We start from the raw sequence: 18,318 nt of genomic DNA on the forward strand, positions 1-18,318 counted from the left end.
ACTGTGCCCTACCGGCGGCCGCCCTCGGTCGGACCGCGACGTTGATCGTTACGTTGTGTTCCGATCAGGACCGTCGAGGCGGCACCGCGCGTCGCTCGTCCGGGTGTGATGCGGCTCCGAGAAGGAGAACTCGCGCTGATCATGCACGGTCGGTCCGTACCGGCCCGGGCGGCTGGCTACACCGGGCGGGTGAAGTTGGACGAATCGGACGAGAAGGACGAGCGTGTCGTACCGCCTCATCCGCATCTCATCGCCGTCTCACACCGGCGTCACGCTGCGTTCACATGACGCTCATCCCGCACGGGCCGCGGCGACCATCGCCTCCCCGATGCGGAGGACGTCGTCGGCCGGCGTGACGTAGGGCGGCATGGCGTAGACGAGGTCGCGGAAGGGCCGCAGCCACACCCCGACGCCCTCGGCCGCGGCCTGGGCGGCGGGCACGTCGACGGGGTGGTCGAGCTGGACGACGCCGATGCCGCCGAGCACCCGCACGTCGCGCACCCCCGGCAGCTCGCGGGCGGGCGCGAGCGCCTCCCGCAGGCCGGCCCCGAGGCCCGCGACCTCGCCCGCCCAGTCGCGTCGCAGCAGCTCGTCCACGCTCGCGGCGGCCACGGTGGCGGCCAGCGGGTTGGCCATGAAGGTCGGGCCGTGCATGAGCCCCCCGGCCTCCCCCTCGCTGACGGCGGTGGCCACGGCGGACGTGCAGAGCGCGGCGGCCATCGTCAGGTAGCCGCCGGTGAGGGCCTTGCCCACGCACATCACGTCCGGCGCGACCCCGGCCTGCTCGGCCGCGAACAGCGTGCCGGTGCGCCCGAAGCCGGTGGCGATCTCGTCGAACACCAGCACCAGGTCGTGGGCGTCGGCGATCTCCCGCAGCGTGCGCAGGTGCCGCGGGTCGTGGAAGCGCATGCCGCCCGCGCCCTGCACGACGGGCTCGACGACGATGCCCGCCAGCTCGCCGGCGTGGGCCTCGGCGACGGCCCGCAGGTGCTCGTCGTAGGCGGGGTCGAACACTGACGGTGGGCGGTCGGCGAACACCTGCCGCGGCAGGAACCCGCTCCAGGCCGCGTGCATCCCGCCCTCGGGGTCGCACACGCTCATCGCGGCGAACGTGTCGCCGTGGTAGCCGCCGCGCCAGGTCATCATCCGCGTGCGCTCGGGACGCCCGCGGGCCCGCTGGTACTGCAGGCACATCTTGATCGCGACCTCGATCGACACCGAGCCCGAGTCGGCGAGGAACACGTGCTGCAGCGGATCGGGGGTGATCGCGACCAGGCGCTCGGCGATCGCGACGCCGGGGTCGTGGGTGAGCCCGCCGAACATCACGTGGCTCATCGACCCCGTCGCGCGGACCACGGCGTCGTCGAGCGCGGGGTGCCGGTAGCCGTGCACCGAAGCCCACCACGACGACATGCCGTCCACCAGCTCGCGGCCGTCGTCGAGGGTGAGCCGCACGCCCTGCGCCGACCGCACGACCAGCGGATCGCTCCGCCCGGGCATGGGGCCGTAGGGGTGCCAGACGTGGGCCCGGTCGAGCTCCCGCAAGGACGCGGCGGGGACTGGGCCCGAGGTGACCGGCGACGTCATCCGCGCACCGTAACGGTGAGCCGGAGATGGAGCTCTAGGATCACGGGGATGTCCACCGCCGATCAGAGCGAGCCCGAGGAGCGGCCCGACCCGTTCTCGCGGCGTCGCGAGGTCGCGGCCACCAGCGCGCGCTCGTTGCTGATGACGGTGCTCGGCGAGGTCGTGCTGCCGGCCGGACGGCCCGTGTGGACCCAGACCGTCGTCGACGTCCTCGGCCTCGTCGGGGTCGAGGAGAAGTCCGCCCGCCAGGCGCTCGCCCGCACGGCGGCGGACGGGATGCTCACCTCGGAGCGGGTCGGGCGCCGGGTCCGGTGGGACCTCTCCCCCTGGGGCCACGGACTGCTCACCGAGGGCGCGGCCCGCATCTACGCGCACGGGCGTGCCCGCCCGGCGTGGGACGGGCGCTGGCTGGTGGTCGTCGCCAGCGTCCCCGAGCAGCAGCGCGCCCGACGCCACCGGCTGCGCACGCGCCTGGCCTGGGCCGGGCTGGGCTCACCGGCCGCGGGGATGTGGGTCTCGACGGACACCGGGCGGCTCGCCGAGGTCCGCGAGGTCCTCGCCGAGATCGACCCGGCCGACGCCCACGTGATCACCGGCGAGTACGAGGGCGGGCTGTCCTCCACCGAGCTCGCGGCGCGCGCCTGGGACCTGGGCGACCTCGCGGCCCGCTACGACGACTTCGTCGCCCGCTTCGCCGAGCTCTCCCCCGCCACCGACGCCGAGGTGCTCGCCGCGCAGGTGCGCCTCGTCGACGCGTGGCGCCGGTTCCCGTTCCTCGATCCCGGGCTCCCGGACGACCTCCTGCCCGACGCCTGGGTGGGCCACCGCGCCGCCGAGGTGTTCCACGGCCGGCACGCCGAATGGGCCCCGGGCGCGATGCGCGCAGCCGGGGCCCTCGGCCTGGAGTGCCCGTCCCCTACTGGATCCAGATCGTCTTCGCGTTGACGAACGACTGGGGCCCGAAGCTCGCGAGCTCGCGGCCGTAGCCGGAGTTCTTCGCCCCGCCGAACGGCACCTCGGGCGTCGACTCGGTGACCTTGTTGATGTAGACCATGCCCGACTCGACCTCGGTGGCGAAGCGCAGCTTCTCGTCCTCGTCGTTCGTCCAGGCGCTGCCGCCCAGACCGAACGGCGAGTCGTTCGCGATGCGGATCGCGTCGTCGGCGTCCTGCGCGCGGAACACGAGCGCGACCGGCCCGAACAGCTCCTCGTAGTAGGCGCGGGCGTCCTTCGGGATGTCGGCGAGCACGGTCGCCGGGTAGTAGTTCCCGGTCCCGCCGTGGGGCTTGCCGCCGGTGAGGACGCGGGCGCCCGCGGCGACGGAGTCCTGCACCTGGGAGTCGAGATCCTCGACGCCCTGGGCCTGCGACATCGGCCCGAGATCGGTGTTCTCGTCCATCGGGTCGCCCATCGTGAGCGACTCCATCTTCTCGACCAGCTTCTGCGTGAACTCGTCGGCGATCTGCTCGTGGACGATGAACCGCTTCGCGTTGATGCAGGACTGGCCGTTGTTGAGCATCCGGCTCGACACCGCGGCGGTGACGGTGGAGTCCATGTCCGCCGACGGCATGACGATGAACGGGTCGCTGCCGCCGAGCTCGAGGACGCTCGTCTTGACGTTCTGGCCGGCGCGGGCGCCGACCTCACGCCCGGCGGGCTCGCTGCCGGTCAGCGTCACGGCGCGGACGCGGTCGTCGTCGATGATGCCCTCGATGACCGACGAGCCGACCAGCAGCGTCTGGAACGCGCCGTCGGGGAAGCCCGCGCGGGTGAGGACGTCCTCGATGGCGAGCGCGACCTGGGGGACGTTCGAGGCGTGCTTGAGCAGGCCGACGTTGCCCGCCATCAGCGCCGGGGCGGCGAAGCGCAGCACCTGCCAGTACGGGAAGTTCCACGGCATGACGGCGAGCACCGGCCCGAGGGGCTGGTAGCGCGTGAAGATCCGGGCGTGCTCCGGCGCCGAGGCCGGCTTCGGCCACTCGACGTCGGCGAGGTCCTCCTCGGCGTGGTCGGCGTACCAGCGACACCCGAGCGCGCACTTCGTCACCTCGGCCTTGGCCGCGGCGAACGTCTTGCCCATCTCCAGCGTGGCGAGCTCGGCCAGCCGCTCGTTCTCCGCATCGAAGATGTCGGCGGCGGCGCGCAGCCAGCCGGCGCGCTGCTCGAAGGTCGTGTCGCGGTAGGTCTGGAACGCGTCCCACGCGCGCTGGAGCTTCTCCTCCAGCTGCTCGGACGTGAGGGCGTCGAACTCCTTGACGGTCTCCCCCGTGGCGGGGTTCGTCGTTGCGATGGCCATGCCCTCGATTACCCCGCTCGCCCCGCCGGGCAATCCCCGACGGTCCGGACCTCAACGACTTCCGTGGGCGCCGGCCGGCGTTCCGCCCGGGCCAGGGCCAGCGCGAGGACCGCGGCGACCACCCCGGCCGCCGTGAGCAGCAGCCAGCCGTCGCGCACCAGCCCGAGCTCCTCGGGACGCCCGGTGGTGCGGGTGCCGATCACCGACACCAGCAGCGCGACGCCGAGCACCGAGCCGACCTGGCGGGCGGTGTTGATGAGCGACGAGCCGCTGCCCCACCGGTGCGCGGGCAGCGCCGACCCGACCACCGACGACAGCGTCGGCAGCATGAGCCCCACCCCGACCCCGGTGGCGATCTGGCCGGGCAGCATGCCCCCCAGGTACTTCGACAGGGAGTAGTCGGCCTCGACGCCGAGGTGCAGCGCCCACCACGCCGGGCCCGCGGCGAAGAACAGCCCGCCGACGGCCGCGACGGGGCCGACGCCGAACCGCGCGGTCAGCCGGCCCGAGAGGCGCGCGACCCCGACGACCACCGCCGGGCCCACCGCGAGCGCGAGCCCGGCGACCGGCGCCGACCAGCCCCACGTGCCGGTCAGGTAGAGGACGTTGACGACGAGCATGCCCGCGAAGCCGGTGGTGAACGCGACCAACGTGAGCGCGGCGAGCCCCACCACCGGGGTGCGCACGACGGTGAGGTCGATCGCCGGGACCGGGTGCCGACGCGAGCGCGCCACCACCCCGGCGAGCCCGACCACGGCCACCGCCAGCCCCACGATCACGGGCACCGACGCCCAGCCGAGGTCGGCCGCGCGGACCAGCGCGTAGGCCAGCGCGCCCACGCCGACGACGAGCCCGACCGCACCGAGCACGTCGGGCCGGCCGGCGCCCTCGACGACGTTGTCCGGGAGCACCCGGAACCCCCACACCAGGGCCACCAGCCCGACCGGCACGTTGACGAGGAAGACCCAGTGCCAGGACGCCTCGACGAGCAGGCCACCGAGCGGGGGCCCGAGCGCGGCGGCGACCGCGCCGATCGAGGCCCACGCCCCGACCGCGTACCCCCGGCGCTCGGCGGGGTAGGCCGCGAGCAGCAGGGACAGCGACGTCGGCGTGACGAGTGCCGCGCCGAGGGCCTGCACCGCCCGCGCGGCGACGAGCAGGCCGACCGACGGGGCGACCGCGCAGGCCATCGATGCGACCGTGAACACCGAGAGCCCGACGAGGAAGACCCGGCGGTGCCCGACGCGGTCGGCGAGGCGTCCCGCGAGGGCGAGGAAGGCCGCGAACACCACCGTGTAGCCGTTGAGGACCCACGAGATGTCGCCGAGGTCGGTGCCCGGGAAGTCCGCCCGGATGTCGGGGAAGGCGATGTTGACGATGAACAGGTCGAGGCTCGAGAGGAAGGCCGCCGCCGACGTGATGAGCAGGACGGTGCGCGGGGACGTGGTCACTGGTCCCCGATCGCGGCGTCGACGAGGCGTCCGGCGAGGTCGACGGCGGCGTCCGCCCCGACCCGTCCGTCCAGGCGCCGCCGGTAGGTGGCCTGCAGGAACAGCCCGTCGATGATCAGCCACAGCTCCTCGGTGAGGCGCTCGGGGTCGGCGACGTCGAGGGCCGCCACCTGGGCGGCGAGGTCCTCGTGCGTGGCCGCGAGGAAGTCGTGGGCGACGCCGGCGGGCGTGGGGGCGGCGTCGTCGCCGGTGTCGGTCTCGGCGGCGCCCGTCTCGTCCGGGAACTCCGCCAGGTAGTTGCGGAACGCGCAGCCACGGAAGCGGGGGTGCTGCACCAGGGTGGCGACCTCGGCGACGGTCGCGGTCAGCTGCGACCGGGCGTCACCGTCCGCGGACTCCCGGGCGCGGCGGGCGCCGGCGACCCGGAACTCCTGCGCGCGCTGCAGGTACGCCGCGACGAGGTCGGACTTCGTCGGGAAGTGCGAGTAGAGCAGGTTCTTGCCGGTGCCGGCCTCGCTGATGATCTGGTTCATCCCGACGGCACGGACGCCGTGCGAGTAGAACAGCCGCGACGCGGTGGTGAGGATGCGCTCCCGGGTGCCGGGTGCGGGCGTCCGTGCCACGACGGCTCCTTCCCTCTGTGGGACCACACGGTCCCGGACCGATCGGTCCTCTACGGCAGGACAGTACACGGCTCGGGGCGGTCCCGTTCCAGCCGCGGTCAGACGCGGTGGGGCGGGGAGTCCAGACCGGGATAGACGCGGCGCGCGTGCTCGCCGAGCACGCCCGCGGTCAGCTCGTCGCCGAGGCCGAGCTCGCGGATCGCCGCGATGTTGCGGGCCGGATCGGCTGACGGGGCGTCCGTCCCGAACACCGACTTGGCGGCGACGCGGGCGAAGCCGAAGCGCTCGTAGTACCCGGGCAGCTTGTGCGGGGGCAGGCCGGCGAGGTCGAGCCACACGTTCTCGCGGGTGAGCGCGAGCGACGCCGCGGCGTCGTAGCTCCAGCCCCGCCCGCCATGGGCGAGCACGAGGGTGAGGTCCGGGAAGTCGCGCAGCACGTCGTCGAGGATCACGGGATCGCCGTAGCGCGCCGTCGCGCCGGGGAACGTCGACGGCCCGGTGTGCACGATCACCGGGACGCCGCGCTCGACGCACCGCGCGTAGGCCGGGTAGAGCTGGGGGTCGTTCGGGGCGATGCCGGCGTGCACGGGGTGGACCTTGAGCGCGACCGCCCCGAGGTCGAGCTGGCGATCGACCTCCCGGGCCACCGGGTGGTGGACGTGCGGGTTGATGTTGGCGACGATCCGGAACCGCTCCGCGTCCGCGTCGACCAGCGGCAGCATGTCCTCGATCGTCTGCCACCCGGTGGCCTTCGGCGAGTACTCGCAGAACAGCAGCACGCGGTCGACGCCGGCCGCGGCGAACAGCCCCGAGACCTTCTCCGGGATCGCCGCGCCCTCGCTGTCGTAGGCCGCCGCCCACGCGTCCGTGTCCCCCGCGGGACCGATCCACTGGTCCCACGGCACCTTCAGCCGCGCGAGGTGGGCGACGTGGACGTGGGCGTCGACGATCACGCGGTCACTCTGGCACGAGCCGTCAGCCGGCGACGTCCTGCGGGTGCTCGAAGGGCAGGTCCTGGACCCGGATGCGTTCCGGCTCGATGAGCGAGACGATCGACGAGCGCACCGGGAAGTCCTGGCCCACATATCGGCGGCTCATCCGGTCCATGATCTCGATCGCCGTGTCGTCCTCGATCTCCTCGACGACGCGCCCCCGGATGACCACCGACCGGTACGGATTCCGCTCGTCGCAGATCGAGATCGCGACGCGGGGGTCCCGGCGCAGGTTGCGGACCTTGAGGTGCGCGGCGGTCGAGAAGATCGCGAGCCGGTCCCCCTCCACCGCGATCCACACCGGAGAGACGTGCGGCGACCCGTCGGCCATCAGCGTCGCGACGTGCGCCATGTTGCGAGCGCTGCACAGCTCGCGGACCTCGGGCGTGAGTTCCTCCACACCCTCGAACGCTAGTCGAACAGATCAGGGTCCGTCCGGACGACCTCGTCCCACAGCGGCTGGAACGAGAACCAGCCGGCGTAGGCGGTGCCGGTCTGCTCGGCGGAGAACTTCGCGTTCACGTGGTCGATCTGCGTCGGCGTCCCGGCGGCCTCGGCCAGCAGCTGGGCCTGGCAGTTGCGCTCGGTGTTGATGAACCACCACGCGGCCTCGGCCACCGTCTGCCCGACGGCGAAGATCCCGTGATTCTGGTGGAAGACCATCTTGCGGCCGGTCAACCCCGTCGCGAGCGCGCGTCCGACCTCCGGGTCGAGGACGACGGCTCCGCGGCCCTCGGTGACGACGCCGTGGTTCTCGTAGAGCGTGCACGCGTCCTGCGTGATCGGGTCGAGCGGCCGGGCCAGCGACGACCACGCCTTGCCGTACACCGAGTGCGCGTGCGCGGCGGCCACGACCTCCGGGTGCGCGTGGTGCACCGCGGAGTGGATGACGAAGCCGGCCTGGTTCACCGGCCTGGTGCCGTGCACGATGTCGCCGTCGTGGTTCACCGCGATGAGGTCCGAGACGCGGATGTGCCGGAAGCTCATCCCGAACGGGTTGACCCAGAACATGTGCGGGTCCTCGGGGTCGCGGACCGTGATGTGCCCGGCGATCCCCTCCCCGAACCCGAAGCGCCCGAAGATGCGGAACGCGCCCGCGAGCTGCTGCTTGCGGTGCAGCCGCTCCTCGGCGCTCGTCGCGAAGATGGGCGGCTGCGGCATCGTGATGCCCTCCTGCGAGGGCTTGAAGGCAGACATCTCGTTCTCGGTGCGTCGGTCCTGCGTGGGGGCGGCCATGCCTTCGACCGTGCGCCGCGTTCCCGGCCCGGGTCAAGAGGCCGATGCTTGTCGGATGCTCAGGACCGGGTCACGCTTCCCGGCGTGACCACAGCAGGACGGCCGACGCCCTACGACGCCGTCGGCGGCGACGACGCGTTCCTCGCCCTGGCCCGGGCGCACCACCGGCGCTGCCTCGCCGACCCCGAGCTCGAGCACCCGTTCTCGGGCTCCCACCTGCACCCGCAGCACGTCGAGCGGCTGGCGGCCTACTGGGCGGAGGTGCTCGGCGGCCCCGCGCGCTACTCGCGGGGGTGCGCCGACCAGACGCACGTGCTGTGGCTGCACAGCGGCAACGGGGAGATCGACGACCTCGGGCGCCGCTTCCTCGCCTGCTTCCTGCTGGCCCTCGACGACGCCGGCGTGCCCGACGACCCCGAGCTCCGGGCATGCCTGCGCGCCTACATGGAGTGGGCGGTGGCCGACGTGCTCGTGTACTCGCCGCCCGGGGCCGAGGTCCCGGCGGGAGCGGCGATGCCGCGGTGGACCTGGGACGGGCTGGCGGTGTGACCGTCAGCCGCCCGCGGTCTCCCACAGCCCGATGACGTTGTCCTCGGTGTCGCGGAAGTAGGCGGCGAAGCCCATCTCACCGACCGGCTGCTTGCCCTGCACCACCGTGCCGCCGTACTCGGAGACGCGGGCGAGGGTCTCGTCGATGTCGCCGACGTCGACGACGAGCACCGGGCTGCGGGGGGTGTCCGGGCCCCGCTGGAACATCCCGCCGTTGATGAACCCGGACTCCTCCGGCTCCCCGGTCTCGGTGACCGGCCCGCTCATCGCGATGGTGTAGTCCATCCCGGGCATGTCCTGCAGCGTCCACCGGAAGATCGCGCCGTAGAACGCCCGCGCGCGGTCGCCGTCGTCGAACGGGACCTCGAAATGGACCACCCGACCGCTCATGACCGGCTCCTCCCAGCGTGGGTCAGCGTGCTCAGCCCAGACAGCGTGGACCCAGCAGGGCCTTCAGGTCACCCATGAGGGCGCCGGAGTTCTGGACCTTCAGCCCGTCGTCGAGACGCAGCACGTGGCTCGCCCCGTTGGCGGCCATCAGCGTCAGGTGCACCTCGCTCGGGCCCGGGTGGGCGACGAGGACCTCCTTGAGCTTGCCGACCCGCTCCGGCGTGCAGCGCGCGCTCTCGAGGACGACCTTGACCGGCGCGCCGCCGACCCCACCGGACAGATCGGGCACCGCGAGGTCCTCCACGAACAGGCTGACGCGGTCGTCCCGCTTGTTGACCTTGCCCTTGACCAGCACGATCGCGTCCTCGGCGACGTCGATCGACACCGCGGCGTAGGTGCGCGGGAAGAACAGCACCTCGATGCCACCGGCGAGATCCTCGATCTGCGCCGAGGCCCAGGGCTCGCCCTTCTTGTTCACCCGCCGGGTGACGGTGGCGAGGATGCCGCCGACCGTGACCGTCGCGCCCTCGGCGACGTCGCCCTCGAGGATCTTCGTGATCGCGGTGTCGGCCCGGCTGGCGAGGACCTGCTCGAGGCCGTTGAGCGGGTGCCCCGACACGTAGAGACCGAGCATCTCCCGCTCGAGCGCGAGGCGGTGCTTGGGCTCCCACTCGCCCTCGGGCACCTTGACGTCGAACATGCCCGTCGTATCGGCAGCGTCCGCGTCCGACTGGTCTCCGTCGAAACTGCCGAAGAGGTCGAACTGCCCGTCCGCCTCGGCCTTCTTCGTGGTCATCACCGCGTCGACGGCCTCGGCGTGCACCAGGGCGAGGCCCTTGCGCGGGTGGCCCAGCGAGTCGAAGGCGCCCGCCTTGATCAGCGACTCGACCGTCTTCTTGTTGCAGACCTGCTGCGGGACCTTGCGCAGGAAGTCCGAGAAGTCGGTGAAGGCGCCCTTCTCACGGCGGGAGGTGACGATGGCGTCGACGACGTTGGTGCCGACGTTGCGGATCGCGCCGAGCCCGAAGCGGATGTCGGTGCCGACCGGGGCGAAGTTGAGCACCGACTCGTTGACGTCGGGCGGCAGCACCGTGATGCCCATCTTGCGGCACTCGGCGAGGTAGATCGCCGCCTTGTCCTTGTCGTCGCGGACGCTGGTGAGCACCGCGGCCATGTACTCGGCGGGGTAGTTCGCCTTGAGATACGCCGTCCAGTAGGACACGACGCCGTAGGCCGCGGAGTGCGCACGGTTGAACGCGTAGTCGGAGAACGGCAGCAGGATGTCCCACAGCGTCTTGATCGCCGCGGCCGAGTAGCCGTTGTCCTTCATGCCCTGGGCGAAACCCTCGTACTCCTTGTCGAGGATCTCCTTCTTCTTCTTGCCCATGGCGCGACGCAGCAGGTCGGCCTTGCCCAGCGAGTAGCCCGCGAGCACCTGGGCGATCGCCATGACCTGTTCCTGGTAGACGATCAACCCGTAGGTCTCGCCGAGGACCTCCTTGAGGGGCTCGGCGAGCTCCGGGTGGATCGGCGTGACCTCCTGGCGGCCGTTCTTGCGGTCGGCGTAGTCGTTGTGGGCGTTGGCGCCCATCGGACCGGGCCGGTACAGCGCGCCGACGGCCGAGATGTCGTCGAACTCGGTGGGGGCCATGCGGCGCAGGAGGTCGCGCATCGGCCCGCCGTCGAGCTGGAACACCCCGAGCGTCTCGCCGCGGGACAGCAGCTCGTAGGTGGCCTTGTCGTCGAGCCCGAGGTTGTCGAGGTCGAGCGCTTCCTTGCCGTTGAGCGTGATGTTGTTGAGCGCGTCGTCGATGATCGTGAGGTTGCGCAGGCCCAGGAAGTCCATCTTCAGCAGGCCGAGGGTCTCGCAGACCCCCATGTCGAACTGCGTGATGATGGCGCCGTCGGCCTCGCGCCGCTGGATCGGGATGACGTCGATCAGCGGTTCCTTGGACATGATCACGCCGGCGGCGTGCACGCCCCACTGCCGCTTGAGGCCCTCGAGGTCCTTGGCGGTGTCGACGATCTCCTTGACCTGCGCGTCGGACTCGTAGAGGGCCCGCATCTCGGCGGCCTCGGAGTAGCGCTTGTGGCTGGGGTCGAACACCCCGGAGAGCGGGATGTCCTTGCCCATCACCGCGGGCGGCATCGACTTCGTGATGCGGTCGGCCACGGCGTAGCCCGGCTGCCCGAAGAGCACGCGCGCGGAGTCCTTGATCGCGGCCTTCGCCTTGATCGTGGAGTACGTGATGATCTGCGCGATCTTCTCTTCGCCGTACTTCTCGGTGACGTAGCGGATCATCTCGCCGCGCCGGCGCTCGTCGAAGTCCATGTCGATGTCGGGCATGGAGACGCGCTCGGGGTTGAGGAACCGCTCGAAGATCAGCTTGTGGTGGATCGGGTCGAGATCGGTGATGCCGAGGACGTAGGCGACGAGGCTCCCCGCCGCCGACCCGCGGCCGGGGCCCACGCGCAGGTTGACCGAGCGGGCGTAGTTGAGCAGGTCGGCCGTGACCAGGAAGTAGCCCGGGTAGCCCATCTGCATGATGACCGAGACCTCGTACTCGGCCTGCTTGCGGTAGTTCTCCGGGACGCGGTTCGGGAACCGCCAGTGCAGGCCCCGCTCGACCTCCTTGACCAGCCAGGAGCCCTCGGTCTCGCCCTCGGGCACCGGCGCCACCGGCTGCAGGTCGCGGCCCTCGGTGAACTCGACGTGCACCCGCTCGGCGATGGCCAGGGTGTTGTCGCACGCCTCGGGGAAGACGCCGTCCCACTGGGCTCGCATCTCCTGCGCGCTCTTGAGGTAGAAGTCCTGCGCGTCGAACCGGAAGCGGTTCGGGTCGTTCATCGTCTTGCCGGTCTGGACGCAGAGCAGCACCTCGTGCGGCTTGGCGTCCTTGGCGTACGTGTAGTGCAGGTCGTTCGTCGCGAGACCGGGCAGGTCGAGCTTCTTCTTGAGGTCGTAGAGGTCGTCGCGGACCCGGCGCTCGATCTCGATGCCGTGGTCCATGAGCTCGCAGAAGAAGTTCTCCGCGCCGAAGATGTCGCGGTAGTCGCTGGCGGCCTGGCAGGCACCGTCGAAGTCGTCCTGCTGCAGGTAGCGCGCCACCTCGCCCGACGGGCAGCCCGTCGTCGCGATGATCCCCTTGCCGTAGGTCTCGAGCAGCTCGCGATCCATGCGGGGCTTGTAGTAGTACCCCTCGAGGCTGGCGAGGCTCGAGAGCCGGAAGAGGTTGTGCATCCCCTCCGTGTTCTCGGCCAGCAGCGTCATGTGGGTGTACATCTGGCCCGGGTTGTCGTCCGAGATGACCTGCCCGCCGAGCGTGGCCCGCTTGCGCTCGTGACGGCTGCCGGGCGCGAGGTAGCCCTCCATGCCGATGATCGGCTTGACCCCGTGGGCCTTCGACTTCTTCCAGAACTCGTAGGCGCCGAAGGTGTTGCCGTGGTCGGTCATCGCCAGCGCCGGCATCCCCATGCGCGCGGCCTCGGCGAACAGGTCGTCCAGGCGCGCGGCACCGTCGAGCATGGAGAACTCGGTGTGCGTGTGCAGGTGAACGAACGAGTCGCCGGTCACGTCGCGGGACCTCCAGGAGCGCCGGGAACGGGGTGCCGTCGAGGGGGTCCCGCGAGGCGGGACGGGGTCGGCGGGATGGGCCCCAGCCTATCCGCGCCCCCCGACAGCGACGCCCCTCCCCGAGCCCTCCACCCGTCCGCGCTGCTCACCTCCCGGGGCCCGGCGTGTCGCCCGGATCCGGGCTCGTCCCACGTGTCACAGGGGCCCCAGGGCACGTCGGTGGACGTCGTCGGCGGCGCTCAGGAGGTCGATCCGCACGGGGTCGCGCACCGGGGCCAAGGCGACGACCGCCGCGAGCAGCCAGATCCGGGCGACGATGACGTCGGGCGGTGTCCGCAGGAAGTTCTCCCGGCTCGCCTCCGCAGCCGCCGGGCCGAGCACACGCGCGGCGTCCGCCACGACCGGCGCGGTCTCGCCCAGGTGCTCGTCGACCCAGGTGACGGCGCGGCGGGCCAGGTCGGGGTCCGATCGCCGCCGCCGGGCCTTGCTCAGCCACGACGCGACGAACAGGTCGATCAGGGTCCGGTCGCCCCGCAACGGGTGGGCCTCGTCGTGGGGTGACCCCGCGACGAAGCGGCGGGCGACCTCGGGGTCACGCCGCTCGACGGTCTCCGCGACCACGGCACGGATGCGGTCCTGGAGTGCCGCGAAGGGGCCCGGCTCGTCGTCGAGGTCGTCATCCAGGTCGTCGTCGAGCTCGTCGAGCTCGTCCCAGAAGTCGTCGTCGTCCTCGAGGTCGTCCCACAGGCCGTCCTCGCACCCCACGGAATCCGGGACGAACGCCGCGACCCGGTCGGTGCCGACCCGGGGAGACCGGGACGTCGCGGGCGCCACGCCGGCGGGCCCGGGACCACTGCGCCTCGGCCGCGCCATCGCCTCCCGGCGCCTCCGGCGCGCCTCCACCTTCGCCGCCCGCCGCTGCCCGTCGCGCCTGCGCCTGCCCATCGCTCCTCCTCGGGGTCGTCCCGAGTCGCAGCATGCGCCGCACCCCCGACAACGCCGCCGTTCACGAGATCAGCAGTGCACCAGCGACCGGAACGAGCCCCGTGAGGTGCTCCTCGCCCTCGTGATCTCCGTGCGCGAGGGGCGCCGGGCTACAGCAGCCCCGCCCCCACGAGCGCCGCGCGCACGACCTCGCGCTCGTGCTCGTCGGCCTCCACCATCGGCAGGCGCAGGCCGCCGACGGGGCGGCCGAGGAGGTCGAGGGCCGCCTTGACCGGGATCGGGTTGGTGGTGACGCCCAGGGCGTCGAACAGCGGCTTGAGCGAGGCCTCGATCTCGGCGCGCTGGTCGGGCTCGTCGACCATGCGGCGCATCGCCGGGCCGACGACGTGGCTCGCGACGAGGATTCCGCCGCAGCCACCCATCTCGAGCACCGAGCCGAACAGGTCGTCGTTGCCGGCGTAGATCCCCAGGCCGTCGACGGGCGCGAGGTTGGCGTTGTTGGCCTGCTTGACGTAGTCGATCCGCTCGATCTGGGCGAGCTCGGCGAGCAGGTCGTTGGGCAGGTCGACCACGCAGCGCGAGGGGATGTTGTAGAGCACCACGGGCTTGTCGGTGGCCCGGGCGACCTCGCCGAAGTGCGCGAGCATGCCCCGCCGGTTCGGCTTGTTGTAGTACGGCGTCACCGAGAGGATCGCGTCGGCGCCCGCCGCGGTGGCCCGCTCGGTCATCTCGCACGCGTGCCGGGTGTCGTTGGAGCCGGTGGAGGCGACGACCGTGGCCCCGGCCGGGCGGTGCTCGACGGCCAGCTCGACGAGGCGCAGGTGCTCCTCGGTGGAGAGCGTCGACGCCTCGCCGGTGGTCCCGCACACCACGAGCCCGTCGGTGCCGTTCGCGTACAGGTGGCCCATCAGGTCGACGAAGGCCTTCTCGTCGACCGAACCGTCGCGGGCGAACGGGGTCACGATGGCGGTGAGGACGGCGCCGAGGCTCATGGCTTTCAGGTTGCCTGACCGGCCCACCCGCGGTCTACGCCGGGTCCGGGCCGTCGACGTTCACCGTGGGCGGGCCCTCGCCGGCGCGCCCGATGACGGCCGTCGAGCGCTCGGCCGTGGGGTTCGACTCGCGGTGCACCGTGTGGGGCGGCACGCGCAGGAAGTCGCCGGGTCCGGCCTCGACGGCGTCGCCGCCGCCGGGGCCGAACTCCAGGCGCATCGCGCCGCGCACGACGTAGAGGCTGGTCTCGTGCTCGCCGTGGTGGTGCCAGCCGGACGAGGCACCGGGATCGGTGTGCACGAGCCCTGCCCACAACGCGTCGGTCGAGAACGCCACCTCGCGGCGCATCCCCGGCGTCGGGTCGCCCTCGGCGAGCTGGTCGCCGCGGAAGACCTCGACGGGTTCGCTGCTCACGCGGGCAACGATGTCAGACGAAGCCGAAATCAGACGAGACCGAGCTTCTGCACGGCGTCGCGCTCCTCGGCCAGCTCGTTCACCGACGCGTCGATGCGCTCGCGGGAGAAGTCGCTGATGTCGAGGCCCTGGACGATCTCGAACTTCCCGTTCGAGGCCGTGACCGGGAACGACGACACGAGTCCCTCGGGCACGCCGTAGGAGCCGTCGGAGACGATCGCCGCCGAGGTCCAGTCGTTGGGCTTGGTGCCGTTGACCCAGGTGTGGACGTGGTCGATCGCGGCGGCGGCGGCCGAGGCGGCCGACGAGGCGCCGCGGACCTCGATGATCTCGGCGCCGCGCTTGGCCACGCGCGGGATGAACTCGTCGGTCAGCCAGCTCCGGTCGACCTGGTCGCCGATCGGGTTGCCGTCGACCTCGGCGTAGGTGACGTCGGGGTACTGGGTGGCCGAGTGGTTGCCCCAGATCGTCATCTTGGAGACCGAGCCGACGCGGACGCCGAACTTCGTCGCGAGCTGGCCGACGGCGCGGTTGTGGTCCAGGCGCGTCATCGCGGTGAAGCGGTCGGCCGGGACGTCGGAGTTCGCGCGGGCGATGAGGGCGTTGGTGTTCGCCGGGTTGCCGACGACGAGGACCTTGACGTCGTCCGCGGCGCCGTTGAGCGCCTGGCCCTGCGGCTTGAAGATGCCGCCGTTGGCCTCGAGGAGGTCGGCGCGCTCCATGCCCTTGCTGCGCGGGCGGGCGCCGACCAGCAGGCCGACGTTGGTGCCCTCGAACGCCTTCGAGGCGTCGTCGTAGACGTCGATCGCGTCGAGGAGCTCGAAGGCGCTGTCGTTGAGCTCGAGCGCGGTGCCCTCGGCGGCCTTCACGGCGTCCGGGATCTCCAGCAGCCGCAGCCGGACCGGCACACCCTCCCCCAGCAGGTCGCCGGCGGCGATGCGGAAGAGCAGCGCGTAGCCGATCTGTCCGGCCGCGCCGGTGACGGTGACGTTGACGGGGGTGGGCGCCATCGGGGCTCCTGCTCTGTCGTCGAGGTCGGTCGCGGCGGAGCCTCGCATGCCCGGGCAGGGCACGCGCAGGCAGGCCGCCTCGGTCACAGCGGGCGTCAGCCCGGGTCGCCGACCACCATCTGCCCGCGCCGTTGCGCGAGGTAGCGGAAGGTCAGGCCCAGCGACACCATGATCCGGTTCCGGTTACCCAGTAGCGCGAAGACGTGCACGAACATCCAGATGAGCCACGCGAGCACGCCGACGAGCTTGGGCCCGTGGGCGATGTCGGCCACGGCCGAGCCGCGCCCGATCGTCGCCATGGTGCCCTTGTCCTTGTAGTGGAAGCGCTCGGTGGGCTCGCCCGCCAGGAGCCGGGCGATCGTGCGGCCCGCGTGCCCGCCGCTCTGGAGCGCCGGCTGCGCGAGCTGGGGCAGCGGGTCGTCCTCGATGACGCCGATGTCCCCGGCGACGAGGATCTCGGGGTGCTCCGGCACGCGGAGGTCACCCCCGACGACGATCCGGCCGCCCTTGCCCTGCCGCAGGCCCCAGCTCTTCACCCGCTCGTGGGCGGAGACGCCGGTGGCCCAGATGGTCATCTGGGCCTCGAGCTCGGTGCCGTCGGCGAGGAGCACGGAGTCGGGCCGGACCTCCTTGACCGCGGCCTCGAGACGCAGCTCGACACCCCGCGCCCGCAGCTGCGCGGCGGCGTACTCCCGCAGGCGCGGGGCGAACGGCGGGAGGACCTTGTCGGTCATCTCGACGAGCACGACGTTGACCTCGGACGGGTCGAGCTCCGGGTACCGGTCGGGCAGCACGGTGTTGCGCAGCTCGGCGAGCGTGCCCGCCATCTCCACGCCGGTGGCGCCGCCGCCGACCACCACGACCGAGGCGCCGCGGCGCTCGCCGGTGGCAGCGATCCGGTCGAGGTAGCCGGTCATCCGGTCGCGGACGGCGAGGGCCTCGGCGCGCGTGTAGATCGGGTAGGCGTTCTCGGCCGCCCCGGGCACCCCGAAGTAGTTGGTGGTCACGCCGTTGGCGATGACGAGGTAGTCGTAGTGCAGGTCGGGCCCGAGGTCGAGGGAGATCGTCCGCGTCTCCGGGTCGATCGCCAGGACCTCGCCCTTGCGGAAGCGCGCGCCGGTGTGGGCGGCGAAGCCGCGGGCGCCGTAGGTGATGTCGCCGGGGTTCAGCGCGCCGGTGGCCACCTGGTAGAGCAGCGGCTGGAACGTGCTGTAGCTGTGGCGGTCGACGAGGGTCACGCGCACCGGCGCCTTGCGCAGGGCGCGGACGGCGGCGATGCCGGCGAACCCGGCGCCGAGCACGACGACGTGCGGGCGCGGATCGGCATCCGTGATCGACGTCCCCGAGGGCTCGCCCCGGGTCGACAGATCGGCGGTCATGGTGCCGTGCTCCTCTCGCGCTCGTGCCCGTCGGCGCTGGCCGGTTCGATTCAGGAACCGGAACCACCGCGCCCACCGGGCGTTCCTCGGGGTCGTACCCTCCATCGTCCTCCACCACGCCAGACCCCAGGGGCCGACGGCGTCCGGTCGCTTGTCGGCCCTCTCACACGCGCCGGGCGGTCATCCCGCCGGCACCGGGCCGTCGTCGGGTACCGGGCCGACGGTCTCGGGCGGGTCCCGCCCGTCGTCGGTCTGTTCCGGCAGCAGCGGCGACACCGCGAGCGCCCCGACCCGCGCCCCGGGCGGCGCGACCTCCACCGCGCGCACCCCGGGCCGGACGCGCAGGGCGGGGAGCGCCGCCGGGTCCGTCTCGACGACGAGGGCGACGACGCACGCGCACCCGGCCGACAGGCGGGCGGACTCGGCGGCCGCCACCGCGGCGGGGCGACCCGAGGACGTCCGCGCCTGCTCCCCCGCCTGGTTGCCCGCCCGGGCCTCGGCGAGGCGGAGGGCCGCGACGGGGTCGACCGTGCCCGAGGCGTCGAGCGTCACCCCCGCAACGCCGTCTGCACCCGCGGCAGAGGCACCCGGAACACGGCTTCCCGGGCGGTCGCCCCGGTGCCCGCGACGGCCGCCGCCGCGCCGGGGAGATCCTGTTCGACCGCGAACTGCACCAGCGCGGGACGCGGCCCGGGCGGCCCCGGCGGCACCACGGCGGCGCGCGCCAGGTACCCCGTGACGGTCTCCCCGGCGCCGGCCCGAGACGGGTGGCGTCGGTGCTCCCGGGCACGCCCTGCGACGGCGTGCTGCCGGCGCCCGCCACCCACGCGGTCAGCAGGGCGATCACCAGCACGACGGCGAGCACGATCGCCACCGTCG

The 18,318-nt window shown here is 72.5% G+C and carries 18 protein-coding genes; 2 read left to right on the plus strand and 16 right to left on the minus strand.

Going from position 1 to position 18,318, the window contains the following annotated elements:
- Window positions 1-291: 291 nt before the first annotated feature.
- Window positions 292-1,587, minus strand: coding sequence for an adenosylmethionine--8-amino-7-oxononanoate transaminase (locus tag ACQPYN_RS19025; RefSeq protein WP_433026073.1), 1,296 nt, complete (start codon window positions 1,585-1,587; stop codon window positions 292-294).
- 48 nt (window positions 1,588-1,635) lie between these two features.
- On the opposite strand from ACQPYN_RS19025, the gene ACQPYN_RS19030 reads away from it, so the two are divergent.
- Window positions 1,636-2,532, plus strand: coding sequence for a PaaX family transcriptional regulator (locus ACQPYN_RS19030; protein WP_433026076.1), 897 nt, complete (start codon window positions 1,636-1,638; stop codon window positions 2,530-2,532).
- On the opposite strand, the gene ACQPYN_RS19035 is transcribed toward ACQPYN_RS19030, so the two are convergent.
- The 6 genes from ACQPYN_RS19035 to ACQPYN_RS19060 all read right to left on the minus strand — a co-directional run bounded on the left by ACQPYN_RS19035 (window position 2,504) and on the right by ACQPYN_RS19060 (window position 8,185).
- On the minus strand, window positions 2,504-3,883 hold the full coding sequence (locus tag ACQPYN_RS19035) for an NAD-dependent succinate-semialdehyde dehydrogenase (protein WP_433026079.1): 1,380 nt from the start codon (window positions 3,881-3,883) through the stop codon (window positions 2,504-2,506). The two genes, ACQPYN_RS19030 and ACQPYN_RS19035, sit on opposite strands and share 29 nt — an antisense overlap.
- A gap of 8 nt (window positions 3,884-3,891) precedes the next feature.
- Entirely contained in the window at window positions 3,892-5,334 is a 1,443-nt protein-coding gene (locus ACQPYN_RS19040; protein ID WP_433026082.1) for an MFS transporter, read from the minus strand.
- Window positions 5,331-5,957, minus strand: coding sequence for a TetR/AcrR family transcriptional regulator (locus ACQPYN_RS19045; protein ID WP_433026085.1), 627 nt, complete (start codon window positions 5,955-5,957; stop codon window positions 5,331-5,333). The genes ACQPYN_RS19040 and ACQPYN_RS19045 overlap by 4 nt, the downstream gene beginning before the upstream one ends.
- A gap of 98 nt (window positions 5,958-6,055) precedes the next feature.
- Complete coding sequence (locus ACQPYN_RS19050) at window positions 6,056-6,910, minus strand: amidohydrolase family protein (RefSeq protein WP_433026088.1); 855 nt, start codon at window positions 6,908-6,910, stop codon at window positions 6,056-6,058.
- A 22-nt stretch (window positions 6,911-6,932) separates the two neighbouring features.
- Window positions 6,933-7,349 carry a PPOX class F420-dependent oxidoreductase gene (locus ACQPYN_RS19055; protein WP_433026091.1) on the minus strand — a complete coding sequence of 139 codons (417 nt, stop codon included), beginning with the start codon at window positions 7,347-7,349 and terminating at the stop codon, window positions 6,933-6,935.
- An 11-nt stretch (window positions 7,350-7,360) separates the two neighbouring features.
- Window positions 7,361-8,185: a class II aldolase/adducin family protein gene (locus ACQPYN_RS19060; RefSeq protein WP_433026094.1), complete on the minus strand. Its 825-nt coding sequence runs from the start codon at window positions 8,183-8,185 to the stop codon at window positions 7,361-7,363.
- 84 nt (window positions 8,186-8,269) lie between these two features.
- Between ACQPYN_RS19060 and ACQPYN_RS19065 the strand changes: the two genes are divergently transcribed.
- Window positions 8,270-8,734 carry a group II truncated hemoglobin gene (locus tag ACQPYN_RS19065; protein ID WP_433026097.1) on the plus strand — a complete coding sequence of 155 codons (465 nt, stop codon included), beginning with the start codon at window positions 8,270-8,272 and terminating at the stop codon, window positions 8,732-8,734.
- Window positions 8,735-8,737: 3 nt separating this feature from the next.
- On the opposite strand, the gene ACQPYN_RS19070 is transcribed toward ACQPYN_RS19065, so the two are convergent.
- The 9 genes from ACQPYN_RS19070 to ACQPYN_RS19110 all read right to left on the minus strand — a co-directional run bounded on the left by ACQPYN_RS19070 (window position 8,738) and on the right by ACQPYN_RS19110 (window position 18,266).
- Complete coding sequence (locus tag ACQPYN_RS19070) at window positions 8,738-9,124, minus strand: VOC family protein (protein WP_433026100.1); 387 nt, start codon at window positions 9,122-9,124, stop codon at window positions 8,738-8,740.
- A gap of 31 nt (window positions 9,125-9,155) precedes the next feature.
- Complete coding sequence (dnaE, locus tag ACQPYN_RS19075; RefSeq protein ID WP_433026103.1) at window positions 9,156-12,698, minus strand: DNA polymerase III subunit alpha; 3,543 nt, start codon at window positions 12,696-12,698, stop codon at window positions 9,156-9,158.
- A 195-nt stretch (window positions 12,699-12,893) separates the two neighbouring features.
- Entirely contained in the window at window positions 12,894-13,643 is a 750-nt protein-coding gene (locus tag ACQPYN_RS19080; RefSeq protein WP_433026106.1) for a hypothetical protein, read from the minus strand.
- Between the two features lie 149 nt (window positions 13,644-13,792).
- Window positions 13,793-14,635 (minus strand): 4-hydroxy-tetrahydrodipicolinate synthase, encoded by an 843-nt coding sequence (gene dapA / locus ACQPYN_RS19085; RefSeq protein WP_274198174.1) that lies wholly within the window; start codon window positions 14,633-14,635, stop codon window positions 13,793-13,795.
- Between the two features lie 34 nt (window positions 14,636-14,669).
- Window positions 14,670-15,050: a cupin domain-containing protein gene (locus tag ACQPYN_RS19090; protein ID WP_433026110.1), complete on the minus strand. Its 381-nt coding sequence runs from the start codon at window positions 15,048-15,050 to the stop codon at window positions 14,670-14,672.
- A gap of 29 nt (window positions 15,051-15,079) precedes the next feature.
- A complete protein-coding gene (locus tag ACQPYN_RS19095; RefSeq protein ID WP_433026113.1) occupies window positions 15,080-16,060 on the minus strand; it encodes a malate dehydrogenase in 981 nt (326 codons plus the stop codon).
- A gap of 95 nt (window positions 16,061-16,155) precedes the next feature.
- Window positions 16,156-17,439, minus strand: coding sequence for an NAD(P)/FAD-dependent oxidoreductase (locus ACQPYN_RS19100; RefSeq protein WP_433026116.1), 1,284 nt, complete (start codon window positions 17,437-17,439; stop codon window positions 16,156-16,158).
- Between the two features lie 180 nt (window positions 17,440-17,619).
- Window positions 17,620-17,991, minus strand: a complete 372-nt coding sequence (locus tag ACQPYN_RS19105; protein WP_433026119.1) for a hypothetical protein — start codon at window positions 17,989-17,991, stop codon at window positions 17,620-17,622.
- Entirely contained in the window at window positions 17,988-18,266 is a 279-nt protein-coding gene (locus ACQPYN_RS19110; protein ID WP_433026122.1) for a hypothetical protein, read from the minus strand. Before ACQPYN_RS19110 ends, ACQPYN_RS19105 begins: the two co-directional genes overlap by 4 nt.
- Between the last annotated feature and the right edge of the window lie 52 nt (window positions 18,267-18,318).

Source organism: Actinomycetospora sp. CA-053990 (assembly GCF_050948445.1).
Taxonomy (GTDB): Bacteria; Actinomycetota; Actinomycetes; order Mycobacteriales; family Pseudonocardiaceae; genus Actinomycetospora; species Actinomycetospora callitridis.

Excerpts from the sequence above, each read along its gene's own strand:
- ACQPYN_RS19025 (WP_433026073.1), bottom strand. The coding sequence starts at position 1,587 with ATGACGTCGCCGGTCACCTCGGGCCCAGTCCCCGCCGCGTCCTTGCGG.
- ACQPYN_RS19030 (WP_433026076.1), top strand. The coding sequence starts at position 1,636 with ATGTCCACCGCCGATCAGAGCGAGCCCGAGGAGCGGCCCGACCCGTTC.
- ACQPYN_RS19035 (WP_433026079.1), bottom strand. The coding sequence starts at position 3,883 with ATGGCCATCGCAACGACGAACCCCGCCACGGGGGAGACCGTCAAGGAG.
- ACQPYN_RS19060 (WP_433026094.1), bottom strand. The coding sequence starts at position 8,185 with ATGGCCGCCCCCACGCAGGACCGACGCACCGAGAACGAGATGTCTGCC.
- ACQPYN_RS19070 (WP_433026100.1), bottom strand. The coding sequence starts at position 9,124 with ATGAGCGGTCGGGTGGTCCATTTCGAGGTCCCGTTCGACGACGGCGAC.
- ACQPYN_RS19080 (WP_433026106.1), bottom strand. The coding sequence starts at position 13,643 with ATGGGCAGGCGCAGGCGCGACGGGCAGCGGCGGGCGGCGAAGGTGGAG.
- dapA (WP_274198174.1), bottom strand. The coding sequence starts at position 14,635 with ATGAGCCTCGGCGCCGTCCTCACCGCCATCGTGACCCCGTTCGCCCGC.
- ACQPYN_RS19095 (WP_433026113.1), bottom strand. The coding sequence starts at position 16,060 with ATGGCGCCCACCCCCGTCAACGTCACCGTCACCGGCGCGGCCGGACAG.
- ACQPYN_RS19100 (WP_433026116.1), bottom strand. The coding sequence starts at position 17,439 with ATGACCGCCGATCTGTCGACCCGGGGCGAGCCCTCGGGGACGTCGATC.